The sequence below is a fragment of the Nonomuraea basaltis genome, from assembly GCF_005893125.1.
Taxonomy (GTDB): domain Bacteria; phylum Actinomycetota; class Actinomycetes; order Streptosporangiales; family Streptosporangiaceae; genus Nonomuraea; species Nonomuraea basaltis.
This window is the reverse complement of the sequence record NZ_VCJS01000054.1, coordinates 51,532-64,854: the sequence shown is the minus strand read 5'-3', so window position 1 is coordinate 64,854 and position 13,323 is coordinate 51,532. Positions and strand designations below refer to the sequence as shown.

Annotated in this window: 12 protein-coding genes; 6 read left to right on the top strand and 6 right to left on the bottom strand. The window is 65.2% G+C overall.

Annotated elements, in window-relative coordinates; all coding sequences use genetic code 11:
- Positions 1 to 645: 645 nt before the first annotated feature.
- Entirely contained in the window at positions 646 to 1,266 is a 621-nt protein-coding gene (locus tag EJK15_RS25300; RefSeq protein WP_138712945.1) for a DUF6461 domain-containing protein, read from the bottom strand.
- Between the two features lie 51 nt (positions 1,267 to 1,317).
- Between EJK15_RS25300 and EJK15_RS25295 the strand changes: the two genes are divergently transcribed.
- Entirely contained in the window at positions 1,318 to 1,935 is a 618-nt protein-coding gene (locus EJK15_RS25295) for a site-specific integrase (protein WP_240777194.1), read from the top strand.
- Positions 1,936 to 1,973: 38 nt separating this feature from the next.
- On the opposite strand, the gene EJK15_RS25290 is transcribed toward EJK15_RS25295, so the two are convergent.
- Positions 1,974 to 2,600 (bottom strand): hypothetical protein, encoded by a 627-nt coding sequence (locus tag EJK15_RS25290; protein WP_138712943.1) that lies wholly within the window; start codon positions 2,598 to 2,600, stop codon positions 1,974 to 1,976.
- 691 nt (positions 2,601 to 3,291) lie between these two features.
- On the opposite strand from EJK15_RS25290, the gene EJK15_RS25285 reads away from it, so the two are divergent.
- The 4 genes from EJK15_RS25285 to EJK15_RS25270 all read left to right on the top strand — a co-directional run bounded on the left by EJK15_RS25285 (position 3,292) and on the right by EJK15_RS25270 (position 6,436).
- Positions 3,292 to 4,275, top strand: coding sequence for an ankyrin repeat domain-containing protein (locus EJK15_RS25285; RefSeq protein WP_171074519.1), 984 nt, complete (start codon positions 3,292 to 3,294; stop codon positions 4,273 to 4,275).
- Between the two features lie 411 nt (positions 4,276 to 4,686).
- Positions 4,687 to 5,139: a DUF4231 domain-containing protein gene (locus EJK15_RS25280; RefSeq protein ID WP_138712942.1), complete on the top strand. Its 453-nt coding sequence runs from the start codon at positions 4,687 to 4,689 to the stop codon at positions 5,137 to 5,139.
- 211 nt (positions 5,140 to 5,350) lie between these two features.
- Entirely contained in the window at positions 5,351 to 5,971 is a 621-nt protein-coding gene (locus EJK15_RS25275) for a TIR domain-containing protein (RefSeq protein WP_138712941.1), read from the top strand.
- Between the two features lie 12 nt (positions 5,972 to 5,983).
- The gene (locus EJK15_RS25270; protein WP_138712940.1) at positions 5,984 to 6,436 is read left to right on the top strand and encodes a hypothetical protein; all 453 of its coding nucleotides are present in this window, start codon (positions 5,984 to 5,986) and stop codon (positions 6,434 to 6,436) included.
- Positions 6,437 to 6,869: 433 nt separating this feature from the next.
- On the opposite strand, the gene EJK15_RS25265 is transcribed toward EJK15_RS25270, so the two are convergent.
- Both EJK15_RS25265 and EJK15_RS25260 read right to left on the bottom strand, forming a co-directional pair.
- Positions 6,870 to 7,457 (bottom strand): trypsin-like peptidase domain-containing protein, encoded by a 588-nt coding sequence (locus EJK15_RS25265; RefSeq protein ID WP_171074518.1) that lies wholly within the window; start codon positions 7,455 to 7,457, stop codon positions 6,870 to 6,872.
- Between the two features lie 1,104 nt (positions 7,458 to 8,561).
- A complete protein-coding gene (locus tag EJK15_RS25260; protein WP_138712938.1) occupies positions 8,562 to 9,725 on the bottom strand; it encodes an acyl-CoA dehydrogenase family protein in 1,164 nt (387 codons plus the stop codon).
- 126 nt (positions 9,726 to 9,851) lie between these two features.
- Between EJK15_RS25260 and EJK15_RS25255 the strand changes: the two genes are divergently transcribed.
- The gene (locus EJK15_RS25255; RefSeq protein WP_138712937.1) at positions 9,852 to 11,165 is read left to right on the top strand and encodes a UDP-glucose dehydrogenase family protein; all 1,314 of its coding nucleotides are present in this window, start codon (positions 9,852 to 9,854) and stop codon (positions 11,163 to 11,165) included.
- Between the two features lie 187 nt (positions 11,166 to 11,352).
- Here the strand turns inward: EJK15_RS25255 and purE are convergent, their stop codons facing one another.
- Together purE and EJK15_RS25245 are read right to left on the bottom strand one after the other, a co-directional pair.
- Positions 11,353 to 11,847 carry a 5-(carboxyamino)imidazole ribonucleotide mutase gene (gene purE / locus EJK15_RS25250; RefSeq protein ID WP_276615428.1) on the bottom strand — a complete coding sequence of 165 codons (495 nt, stop codon included), beginning with the start codon at positions 11,845 to 11,847 and terminating at the stop codon, positions 11,353 to 11,355.
- A 211-nt stretch (positions 11,848 to 12,058) separates the two neighbouring features.
- Complete coding sequence (locus tag EJK15_RS25245; protein ID WP_138712936.1) at positions 12,059 to 13,207, bottom strand: 5-(carboxyamino)imidazole ribonucleotide synthase; 1,149 nt, start codon at positions 13,205 to 13,207, stop codon at positions 12,059 to 12,061.
- Between the last annotated feature and the right edge of the window lie 116 nt (positions 13,208 to 13,323).

The following is a 13,323-nucleotide window of genomic DNA, read 5'->3' as shown; positions in this document are numbered from 1 at the left end:
ATCCCCAGCGGTTCACCCGCACACCCACGCTACCCAAGCTGCCGGCCGCCGCCTGGATCAACAAACCTACCGACGAGACAGACAAGCAGCAGGTCACCGACCAGGAGGACCTCGCCTAGCTAACGTCACAGCGCCCGTGTCTCAGTTGACTTGACACCTTCCGGCCTGCGACGCCTACCGTCCAATCAGCCGGCGCCTTCAGAGTGGTCATACCGAATGCTTCCGGCCGGACATGAAGATCGATTTATTGGACTGGTTCACTGCTTGAAGAGTCCAACCCGGCAGGGAGCCATCGCCCAGGTCATCGAGCTTCTGGCATCAGGGCGCCGCACCCACTGATCATTCCGATTCAACCAATCGCTGGTCGCTCGCCTCGCAGCGTCGAGCTGACGAGGAGAATCGAACCCCTGACCTTCTGTTTACAAGGGACTTTGAAATCGTCCACGGCTGTCTACCGTTGTTGGACATGCCTGTTCAGCGGCTTCTGTGGCTTGATCAGCTTCCAGGTGCATACAGCGGTGTCCAAGGTCGTCGTTAGCACGGGTGTTAGCAAGATCGGCTGGGCCGGTCGCCGTCTCCGGGACGGCATGCCGGCTTCCCTATGTCTCCTCGGATCTGGCTGGGTTGCGCAGCCGCCGCTTATCCTCAGTCCACCGCGGGGTCCTGACACGTGAGATACAGACGCTCCTGCTCAAGCCACTCCAGGCTCAACCTGGCCCCCGTGGTGAGCTCCACCGTCGCCAGCGCTGCCGCTCGCCAACTCTTGCCTCTCCTCCACCTGAAGTGTGGCGCCATGGCCGTCAGCTCTGGCCAACGTGCAAGATTCGCCTCGTGCACCCACCTCTCCGGATACATGGCGTCGACCATGAGCAGCATCTCTCCGTCAGCGGCGAAGCCGATGCTGTTGTTGGCGTTCACGTTCCAGTAGACGCTGTAAGCGCGAGCACCGGCGCTGAGACGCGGAAGCACCGGGGGGTGGACGCCGTGGAACCCGTTGTACTCGAACAACTCGGTTATCGGCCCGGACTGGCCTACCAGCACAGCCCAGGCGCCCTCGTCGGAGTAGTCGTCCTCGAAGCGAGCCGCCTCATGGACCTCGTGACTTGCGCCGCCACTCACCCGTTCGCCAATCTCGGTGAGTGTAAGTGGCTTTCCATCGTCAGGAACGACAACGGTCCAGCAAATGCCGGTTCCCAGCCAGTGATCCTTGAGTAGGCGCTGGTAGTAGCGATACACATCAGAGCCCGCAGGTTGCCCATTGCTCATGTCATGTAACTCCGTCACTTCAGGTGTATGGAGTGCAAGATCTTCGCAGATGTGAGACAAGATCAGTTGCCCGTCCCGCAGGCGCGCGCCGTCCTCAAGGCCGCTCGGGAACACCGCCTCTACGCGCTGTACGTCCTGGCACTCTGCCTCGGCCTGCGCCGTGGGGAACTCCTCGGGCTCCGCTGGACGGACGTCGACCTTGAGATCGGCAAGTTGGAAGTGGTCCAAAGCCTCCAGCGGGTCGCGGGTCGCCTCCAGTTCGTCCGTCCCAAGACCTCCGACTCGGAACGGACCGTCCCGCTGCCGCCCATCTGTGTGGAGGCCCTGAAGGAGCACCGAAGGAAGCTGTTCGCCGAACGCTCGGACCGCTGGGAGGACTGGAAAGAACATGGCCTGGTCTTCCCCTCTCGCTGCGGGACCCCGATGGAGCCGGACAACCTACGGAGGAACTGGGGAACGATCCGCAAAGCCGCCGGCCTCGGAGAGATACGCTTCCACGACCTCCGCCACACCTGCGTGACGCTCCTGCTCAACCTCGGCGTCCCGCCCCAGGTCGTCCGCGACATCGTCGGCCACAGCGACATCGAAGTCACCATGACGATCTACGCCCATGTGTCGCTCGACGATAAGCGCACCGCGCTCAAGAAGCTCGGGGACGCCCTATCCTGAGCCGCTGAGGGATGGCCCTCACCTGCGGGTGAGGGCCTCTACAGTTGTTGCAACAAGAAACCCCGCGCGATCAGCCATTCCAGTGCATCGATCCCTAAGCGGTCCGGCTCTTCACGGAGTGCCGTCCGAGCAGCTTCTTGATCCTTTAGGGGTTCTGGCAGCAGTTCTGACTCGAACGCGGCGAGACGGATCATTGCTCCGTCGACCAGGTGCGGCCACTTTGGCATCCCGTAGTGATGGGAAGCGCTCACAGCAGAGAATGCCTTCCTGAGGAGCGCGGCTCTCCAGCCCTCCTCTTCGATCACGGATCTTACGTACCACAGTCGGCTCTCAACATGCTCATGGAATGCCGCGAGATCAGCACCGGTACTGGCCAAAGTGAACGAAGAGCCGCCTGCCCATCGTCTCTGAGGGTTGGTAATCATCCCTTCGAGAGCGAACATCGGGCGAAGATTCCCTTTCCTTGCGGCTGTCAGCGCGGTCTTCGCCTTCCTGTACAGGTAGACACTCTGCGCAAACATCTCGCCGTCGCTCGGCCCGTTGTCCTCGGAGTGAATGTCCTCGAGAGGACTGTTACGCCAAGCATCAAGCACCAAGCCAACCGCAGCAGCGCTGACGAGCGCCGGTTCCTCGTCAGGATCGACGCCGACGGTCAGCTTCAGCATCTGTTCCAGGCTGGCCGTCAAGTTAGCCGGCGAGAACTCAACACCGTCACCGTTTCCCACTTCGCCTCCCATTAGTAGGGATAGCTGATCGTAGAACGATGAGCGGACGTTGCTGTCAGCGTTGCTGTCACTGGAGACCAAAAAGCCCCGAACGATGATCCGTCCGGGGCGTTTCTGCTGTTCAAGGATGGTGGTCAGGGGCAGGGTCGAACTGCCGACCTTCCGCTTTTCAGGTGTAGCGATCGGCCTGTTCGCAGCTGGTGAACTTGGGGTACGTGGGTGTTCACGGTGCAGCTCGTATGGGACTGGTGGCTGACGTTGCCGTCAGCATTGCCGTCACCTCAGCCATGGTCATCCGGTGCCGGGGCCCGACGTAGGAGGGCCTCGGCGTCGATCGCCCCAGCCATGGTCGGCGAGGACCGAAGTCGGCGATCGTCACGACCTCAGCCGAACGCTTCATTACGAGTGAGAACGAGATCCTCCACAGCCGTCCACGGCCTTCCAATGGCCCAGCACGCACATCGCTGTGAGGGATTGGTCCATCCACAAGCGTCCGTGATCATCCAGGGCTGTTGTTAGCGTCTGCGTTTGCACCGACCTACCTCTGATGCCTCCCGCGATAGCAGGCGGAAACTGTCGGCCTTGTAGTCCATGATCAGTCACTCACCTATCCAGCGCGTCAAGGAGTGTCATGGCTGTCACCGACGGAGCCGGATGGTCCGGCATAGGCTGGTCCGGCACAGGCCGGAGCGACTGGACGGATCTCGGCCTGATCCGTGCCCGGCTCAACGCGGGCGCCGATCCGAACTCCGGCGTGCGGCTTCATGGAAGGCCGCTGCACGCCGCGGCCGGGCGCGGCTCGCCTGAAGTGATCACCGAGCTGGCCAGGCGTGTCGACGACATCGATGCGGAGCATGAGGGCCGGACCGCGCTGTGGGCGGCCGTATTCGCCAACCGCCCCGACAATGCCCGGGCCCTCGTCGCCGCTGGAGCCGACCCGTGGCGCCCCATGATGAACGGCTGGTCCCCCGGCCGCCTCAGCCTGGCCGGTCCCACTCCCGACCTCTTCCCCGTCCCGTCCCCGGAGATCGGTCTGTCCGAAGCCGAGGCCGCCGCCGCGACGGAAGCCAGACGTTTGATCACCGCGCTCGGCGACTGCTCCCGCGAGGGCCTGAGCCTGGCCTGCGTGGCCGGCATCACCGCGGCAGAGGCAACACGGCGACTCGAAGCCACTCCCGCCAATGAGGATGACCTCGAACTGATCGAGGACGACCCATGGTCGGACGTCGACCACAGCCTGACCATCGTCGGCATCACGGACGTGCCCGGTGGCTGCGTCATCACCCAACCGTGGGGATACGGCGGCTCCACTCCCGGCGTCATCAAGCGCCTCTCGCTGGGCACCGTGTGCTACGCCATGTACGCCAACCCCAAGAGCGGCAACCAGGGACGGGTCGCCCGGGACGGCGCCCTCGAAGCCTGGGATAAGCATCCCGGCGGAGGCACAGTCTCCCCGGACGACCCCGCTGAGGAGATCCTCGCCACCTACCTTTACCACTTCCGCGCGGTGGCCTACTGCTGTGCCGGCGCGGGCTTGCGCCTGGCCGATGCCCGGCCGATCCTTGGCCCACCCGACATGTGGATGCGACTGCCCGAGCGCGACTTCTGGGCCTGACGCATGGACCGCCCGCCCCCAAGAGGCCGAGCCGCAGGGCTCGCGCGGCCTCGGCCGACTTCAACCTCGGCGACGTCCTCCAGACAGGAAGAACTGCCCATCTCCATGCACCCATAGCCCGCCGACTCCCGATGATCTGATCACACACGCCCACCATCTGTTTACAAGGGAAGGGCGCACGCCTCGTCAGCGACATACCAGCCTGCTCAGACGGTAAATGCGGGACGGTCACGTGTGATCGAATACGACGATGTTGCTGTACGACACTGCTGTACAGCAGCCCGAGCTGCGTTTGTTCCAAGGGCTGGCTGTCCCTCATTCGCCTTTACAACCGCATCAGTAGCCTAAGAGGCAACCCGGCTGCATCATGGGCACAAGGTGCCGTCCGTCCACGGACCTCTGGAGCGATACATGGCTGAGCAGTCGGAGGAGATGACTCCCGCTGTCTACGCCTTGACCTTGGCCGATGAATCCTATGCGTGGTACCGCCGAGCTGCCGGCAAGGCCAGGCGCTTCTACCGGCTGTCGGAGTCCCTCCAACTCGTGCTGTCGGCGGCCGTCCCGGTCTCTGCTGTACTAACTCCAGGAGACGCCAAGGCGCCCGCGATCCTGGGCGGCTTAATCGTCATCGTCACAGGGCTGAGGTCCGTCTTCCACTGGCATGACGACTACCTACGGTTCAGTGCGGCGCGGGAGGCGGTGGAGGCCGAGCGCCGTCGTCATCGCACGGGTGGGAAACCCTTTGACGATCCGGCCACCAGGGATCAGCTACTCGTTGACGCGATCACGCGCATCGAACGCCAGGAGATGGACAACTGGCTGCAACTCGTTGCGCAGCGATCCGAAGCGAAGGATGCAAAATGAGTGGTCCTGCGGCCTTCATGAGCTACTCCGAATTCAACGAACGCGCCGATAAGGGCACGATCAGCGACCTCCGCGAAGCGCTGACCAGCGAGGTTGCGAGTAAGAACGGCCAACCGTTCCACATCTATCAGAGCAAGTACGACCTCAGGTCGGGAGACGACTGGGCGGTTGAGATCGACCGTGCACTCGAGGCGTCAGCGCCATTCCGATCATGTCACCACACTTCTTCAACAGCGCTTACTGTCGCCGCGAGGTCGAGCGCTTCCTCGACCGAGAAAGGCGCTCCGGGCGGCGCTCCCTAATTATTCCGGTCTACTACATCACAACCCCACTGATCGAAGACGGGGCCCGGTCTCCCGACGAGCTCGCCAGGAAGCTGAACGAGCGCCAGTACACAGACCTGCGCGAACTGCGCTCGATGACCATCAAGTCCCGGAAGATCCTCCGCACGATCAGCCAGATCGCGGACGACATATGCCACCAAGTGGGACGCGTCGAGCCCGCGGTCCCAAGGGTCGCCTCCCCCGTCACCGCGCTAGAGCAAGGGACCTGGGAGTCGCTCGCGTACATCCTGAGCGCCACGGCGTTCGACGGGGCCAGCTGGACCGCGCTGTCCGCCAGCGCCGCGTCTCTGCTGGACGAACTCACCCTGAAACGACCGGTCCGCTCGGACATGGACAATGAGTGCGAAGCTCTGCTACGCGACCTGCAGGCCACGCTACACGCGGTGTTACGCCCGAACGCTGGTACCACCGAACTCCGCGCTGCCTGCCGCAAGGCTGAGCGGATCCAGCGCTGGCTGCTCGACCTGCTACCCAATCCCTGGCACTGAACGAGCCGCCGCGTGGCCCCCGCTCAGTCCTACGAGGAGTTCGAGCTCACCCGCAGCAAGATTGTCGGCGGCCTGGACAGGCTCTTGGCACAATGCCGCGACCTTGGCGCGCTGGAAGTTAATCTCGCCGCCCTCGACAAGACTGTGCGAACCGTGGTTGCGGAGGCGCAGACGCTCTCCAATCAGTTCTCCGACCGTCACGTGCGACGCGGCATCCAAGACGGGGCGCAAGATCTCAAGGATGCGGCGGATGCCTTTGTAGAACTTGCGAAAGAGCGGCCTCCTCGAGTGGATTCCCACCACCTCATCGAACGGAATAGAGTCGGCAAGAATCTCCGTGATGTCGCACAAGCAACCCTGGACTTTTTCGAGGCCCATCAGCGGCCGAGCAGTGCTACTCAAGGACTGCGGAACAGCCAGCGAGCCTCGGTTACTCAGGTGATCGAACCGGATCGGCGACGGTAGTCAGCCAGGTGAATCGCCTCGGGTTCGATGAAGACAGGAGAGGCGATATTCCTAAGAGCTGTTCTCCCGAGTTCCGCTGCTAGTTTCCTGATCAACTCAATACCCGGCGGGATCCATGAGTGGTGCCGGCAGGATCGCATCGAGGCAGGTCTGCTGCTCGCCATCACTTCAGATGACCTTCCGCTTTTCAGGCGGACCGACTGCCCTGGTTCCGACGCTTTAGGCCGAGGTCAGCGGTGGTGTGAGGTTGCCCTCGTGCGCTCGTGGTGACCAACGTTGTCGTCACCGTTGTCGTCACCTCTCGTGTCACGGGGCTCGAGAATGGGCACTTCGGAGAGTCCTGCCACCTCCGCCCGGGGACCGTAAAGACGGGACCGCACGACCTTTGGGCTCCGACCCGTCTTCCAAGCCGTTACGCGAGCCAGGCGACCGCTCAGCGATCCGTCTCGCACCGCCGGGTTGAGACATGCCTCGTGGCATCAGCCGCGTCGTTGGCGATGGGAAGGATTTCCTCGGCGGTCAGCGCATAGACGCGGTTCGGATCATCCGTCGCTGCAGCGACCATCATCCCGGCGACCGTACCGTCTTCAACGATCAGCGGGGCGCCGCTCACACCCGCGCTAATGCGGCCGGAGACCGCGAGCATCATCCTGCTGACCTCATGTTCCTCGTAAATATCCTGCCCCTCGCCCTCGACACGCTGTTCGATCTCGACCGGCTGCGTCACAACATGTTTTGCACCTTTCGGATAACCGAGCAAGCGGGCATCGCCGAGCGACACCCCGGGGATGCGCAGCGGAAACGCGGACATCCGGGTGATGCGCAGCGGAGGCGCAGGCAGATCTGGTACGTACAGGACCGCGACGTCAACATCAGGATCGAAGGCCACAACACGGCCCTCGTAAACCTCGCCGTCAGTAGTGGTGACGACGGGAGACACCGGGATGACGCCGGCCACCACATGCGCCGCAGTCACCACCCGCTGAGGGGCGTACACAAAACCCGTCCCCTCAATCCTCATATCACACGACGGCGCCTCTCCCGAGAGGTGCACCACGCTTTGTTCTCCGCTGAGAGCCTTTAGCGTGGCCGCCGCCTCACTGTGGGGCACCGGAGAACGAACGGGTATCGGGGAAGAAGGCACCGTGGTCGAGCATCCGACCAGGACGAGAACGATAGGTAACCAGCACCAGCGCATCACGCTCGTCCACTCCCTCCTGGGACGCCTCCGCCCCGAACAGGCTTCCAGCCCCGGCCAACGTGACATGCACTGCACCCCACGACACACATTCGATCAAGCTATCCACGCCAGATGACGGCCATGTCACGCTCCGCCTGAACCCTGTGCATCAGCTCACGCCACCCTCCGCGCACGCGATCTCCCGCGAAGTAGCCCGCGTAGGCGACGATGCCTCGGTGCGCGCAAGCCCTTTAAAAGTCGAAGCCCCAATTCCACCCCGGAAATGCAGCTTCTGATCTTGTGGAGGTGAGGGGCCCCCAACCTGGACCCCTTCGATGCGAAGCCACTTGATCGTGTCGCTCAACAGCCTCGTCGGATTGCCTGACCTGGGAAGACAGTCCAGCGATATCCACCAACGTCCGTGCTCGTACGCCTCGATCGTCACCCAGTGGGGCCCGCCTGCCCCAGAAAAAATCGACGGCATCGCTCACCTCTTCAGGGTGACAAGGGAGGAGGTTCAGGCGATGATCGCTGCCGATTGGTACGGAGCCCACTCCCAGCAGCAGACGTCCGCTGCCGTGCAACGACTCCAAGCCCCACTCAACCAACTCTCCGAAGAGGATCTTAACCTTGTCGAGAGCCTCGTTCGCCGCTTGGCGGATGCAAGGTCCTGAGACGACGAGGCCTCGAAGACAACCAGCACACGCACATGAGCCACCGGCGATCAGGCTGTCCGGTGGCTCTTCTCTTTTCTGATCAGCACCCATCGCCGCGAGAGTCGGCAAGGCACTTATCGATCGCACCGCAGGGGGGCATCAGTGATGAGGGCACACGCCCAGCGACTCTCACGGAACAGCCACGGAACAAGATCCCGCGAAGGCTGCTTTCGGGGCACAACAACCCCGCCACCCCATGCGGAGAAACGAGGTTTGCGCAGGCCAAAGCCTACTTTAGGAGCTGGCGGGCCATGACCATTCTCTGGATCTGGTTGGTGCCCTCGTAGATCTGGGTGATCTTGGCGTCGCGCATCATGCGCTCCACCGGGAAGTCCTTCGTGTAGCCGTAACCGCCCAGCAACTGCACCGCGTCCGTGGTGATCTCCATTGCCGCGTCCGAGGCCGCGCACTTCGCGGCGCTCGACAGGAACGTCAGGTCCTTCTGGGGCTTGCCGTGCATCGCGAGCTCCGACTTCGCCGCCGCGTGGTACGTGAGCTGCCGCGCCGCCTCCAGTTTCATGGCCATGTCGGCGATCATGAACTGCAGGCCCTGGAAGTCGGCTATCGGGCGGCCGAACTGCTTGCGTTCCTTCACGTAGCCGATCGCGAAGTCCAAGGCGCCCTGGGCGATGCCCAAGGCCTGGGCGGCGATGGTGATTCGGGTGTGGTCCAGCGTCGCCAGGGCCGTTTTGAAGCCGGTTCCAGGGGCGCCGATCATGCGGTCGGCGGGGATGCGGACGTCGTCCAGGATGACCTGGCGGGTGGGGGATCCCTTGATGCCGAGCTTCCTCTCCTTGGGGCCGAAGGAGACGCCCTCGTCGGATTTTTCTATGACGAAGGCGGAGATGCCTCGCGGGCCGGCCGACGGGTCCGTGACCGCCATCAGCGTGTAGTACTCCGACACGCCGGCGTTCGTGATCCACATCTTGGTGCCGTTGAGGACGTACGCGTCGCCGTCCGCGACCGCCCTCGTCTTCATGGCGGCCGCGTCCGAGCCCGCCTCGGGCTCCGACAGCGCGTACGAGAACATGGCTTCCCCCCTGGCCACCGGGGCCAGGTAGCGGGAGTTCAGCTCCTCCGAGGCCGAGAGGAGGAGCGGGACCGTGCCGAGCTTGTTGACGGCGGGGATCAGGGAGGACGACGCGCAGGCGCGGGCCACCTCCTCGATGACGATCACCGTGGCCAGCGCGTCCGCCCCCGCGCCCCCGTACTGCTCAGGGATGTGTACGGCGTGCAGGTCCGTCGCCACCAGTGCCTTGTAGACGTCCCAGGAGAACTCCTCGGTCTCGTCGGCCTCCGCCGCATGCGGAGCGATCTTCTCGTCGGCCAGGGCCCGGACCGTCTCCCTGAGCATGTCGTGTTCCTCGGCCGGCGCGTAAAGAGGGAAGCTCATGCGTTGAATACTAGGACGTCCGAACATCCTGTTACCAGTCGGTACGGTTTGCGAAGAGGTGCAGGTGGCACGTAGGAGGTAGCGAAAGGCCGGTAGCATGCCTGCGCGATCGAAAGGAGCTCACTCGTGCCATATCGCCTCACGGTGATCGGGACCGGATACCTGGGCATCACGCATGCGGCCTGCATGGCGGACCTGGGATTCGACGTCCTGGGCCTCGATATCGACCCCGACAAGGTCCGCCGACTGAACGGCGGTGAGCTCCCGATTCACGAGCCCGGGCTGGAACCCGTGCTCCGCCGCGGGCTCCAATCCGGCCGCCTTCGCTTCACCACCTCGTACGACGAGGTCGCCGCCTTCGGCGACGTGCACTTCATCTGCGTGGGCACGCCGCAGAAACGCGGTGAGTACGCCGCCGACGTCTCCTACATGGACGCCGCCGTCGAGTCCCTCGCGCCGCTCCTCGACCGCGAATGCCTGGTCGTGGGCAAGTCGACCGTGCCCGTCGGCACCGCGGAGCGGCTCGCGGACAAGCTCGCCAGGCTGGCCCCGGCCGGGATCAACGCCGAGCTGGCCTGGAACCCCGAGTTCCTGCGGGAGGGGTTCGCCGTTCAGGACACGCTGCGGCCGGACCGGATCGTGCTCGGCGTTCGCACCGAGCGCGCGGAGAAGGTGCTGCGCGAGGTGTACGAGCCGCTGGGCGACGTCCCGTTCGTGGTGACCGATTTCGCCACGTCCGAGCTGGTCAAGACCGCGGCCAACGCCTTCCTCGCCACCAAGATCTCCTTTATCAACGCGATGGCGGAGGTGTGCGAGGCGGCCCACGCCGACGTCAAGCAGCTGTCCGAGGCGCTGTCGTACGACGACCGGATCGGCGGACGGTTCCTGAACGCCGGGCTCGGGTTCGGAGGCGGCTGCCTGCCGAAGGACATCCGGGCGTTCATGGCGCGGGCCGGCGAGCTGGGGGCGGACCAGGCGCTGACGTTCCTGCGCGAGGTGGACGCCATCAACAAGCGGCGGCGGGCCCGCATGGTCGACCTGGCCAGGGAGCTGGCCGGCGGCTCCTTCCACGGGTGCACCGTGGGCGTGCTGGGGGCGGCGTTCAAGCCGAACTCGGACGACATTCGCGACTCCCCCGCCCTGGACGTCGCCGTGAACATCGGCCACCAGGGCGGACAGGTCACCGTGTACGACCCGATCGCGCTCGACAACGCTCGTAAGGCTCATCCCGAGCTGAACTACGGCGAGTCGGCTGTTGAGGCCGTTCGCGGGGCGCATGTGGTGTTGCTGCTCACGGAGTGGCAGGAGTTCGTGGACCTCGACCCGGAGGAGCTGGGCGCGGTCGTGGCGACCCGGCGCATCGTGGACGGGCGCAACGCACTGAATGCTGAAGTGTGGCGGTCGGCTGGATGGCACTACCGAGCCCTGGGCCGGCCGTAGCGGGCACCGCCGTAGGCCGGCGCCTGTCCTTCAGGTGCCCAGGTGGCGGACCCACTGGGTGAACAGGGGCCGGTCCGCGGCGGGACCAGAACGGGGTCGAGAGCGGGTTGGGCAGGGCGTGGTGGAGCACTATCGCCGTCACGCCCTGCGCCGCCGCGGAAATGGTTACGGCAGACGGCCTCTCCCGTCAGAGTTCAGCGGCCTCGGCGCGCAGGCGCTCGCCCTTGGCGTACGCCTGCTCCTTGAGCCGCTCCTGAAACTCCTCCATGCGCTCCCGGAGCCCGGCGTCGGAGGCGGCGAGGATGCGTACGGCCAGCAGCCCCGCGTTGCGGGCCCCTCCGACCGCCACCGTGGCCACTGGGACCCCAGCGGGCATCTGGACGATCGACAGCAGGGAATCCATGCCGTCGAGGTATTTCAGCGGCACCGGCACCCCGATCACCGGCAGCGGCGTGACGGAGGCCAGCATGCCGGGCAGGTGCGCGGCTCCGCCGGCGCCGGCGATGATCACCTGGAGACCGCGGGAGGCGGCCCGGCGGCCGTAGTCGATCATCTCGGTCGGCATGCGGTGCGCGGACACGACGTCCGCCTCGAACGGCACCCCGAACTCCGCGACCGCCTCGGCCGCGGCCTTCATCACCGGCCAGTCGGAGTCGCTGCCCATGACGATGCCGATTTTCACGCTGCCTCCTTCGTCGGCAACGTGAAAATCGAGATGCTGCGTCCAACGGTTCGCTCGCTTCGCTCTCTCACTGCTGCCTCCTTCGTCGGCAACGTGAAAATCGAGATGCTGCGTCCAACGGTTCGCTCGCTTCGCTCTCTCACTGCTGCCTCCTTCGTCGGCAACGTGAAAATCGAGATGCTGCGTCCAATGGTTCGTTCGCTTCGCTCTCTCACGTGTACTCCCCGGTGGCGAGGTAGACGGCGGCGTGGCGGGCGCGGGCGCGGACCTCGTCCAGGTTGGAGCCGAGGGCCGTCACATGGCCGATCTTGCGGCCGGGGCGCACTTCCTTTCCGTAGAAGTGCAGCTTGATGCCCGGATCGTGGGCCAGCACGTGCTCGTAGCGCTTGAACAGGTCGGGGTCGTCGCCGCCCAGCAGGTTGGCCATGACGACGACCTGGGCGGTCATCTTGGGGGAGCCGAGCGGCAGGTCGAGCACCGCCCGCAGATGCTGCTCGAACTGCGACGTCGTCGAGCCCTCGATCGTCCAGTGGCCGCTGTTGTGCGGGCGCATGGCCAGCTCGTTGACCACGAGCCCGCGCGCCGTCTGGAACATCTCCACCGCCAGCAGCCCGGTCACCCCCAGCTCGTGGGCGATCTTCAGGCCGATGCGCTGGGCCTGCGCGGCGTCCTCCTGGTCGAGGCCGGGCGCGGGCGCGAGCACCTCGACACAGATGCCGTCCTGCTGCACGGTCTCCACGACCGGGTAGCTGACGCCCTGCCCGTGCGGCGAGCGGGCCACCAGCACCGCCAGCTCCCGCTCGAACGGCACGAACGCCTCGGCCATCAGCTCGGCCCCGGCCGCGAACGCCTCCTCGGCCTCGGCGGCGCTCTCGCACACCCACACGCCGCGGCCGTCGTATCCTCCGCGCACCGCCTTCAGCACCACCGGCCAGCCGTGCTCGTCCGCGAAGCGCGAGACGTCCGCCGCCGCCGACACCCGTGCCCAGGCCGGGCAGGGCACGCCGATCGCGGTCAGCCGCTCGCGCATGACCGCCTTGTCCTGCGCGTGCACCAGCGCGTCGGCGCCGGGGTGGACGGCGTGGCCGCTGTCGGCCAGGGCCCTGATGTGCTCGGTCGGGACGTGCTCGTGGTCGAACGTGATCGCGTCGCACCCCTGGGCGAAATCGCGCAGGACGCCCAGATCGCGGTAGTCTCCGATGCGCGTGTCGACGATCACCCGGGCGGCGCTCTTGTCAGGGGCGTTGGCCAGCACCCGCAGCTCGACACCGAGCGCGATGGCGGGCTGCTGCGACATCCTGGCCAGCTGGCCCGCACCGACGATGCCGACGACCGGTCCAATGGGGCGGTAGGAACTCACGCCAGGTGAGCTTACCGGGACGCAACGACAACTTTTCCACCGTACGCGTTCGGTGGGTGCTGGGCGGTCGTTCCGGGTCGCCTCTCAGGCACGACCGCCCAGCGACCTGCATCGCA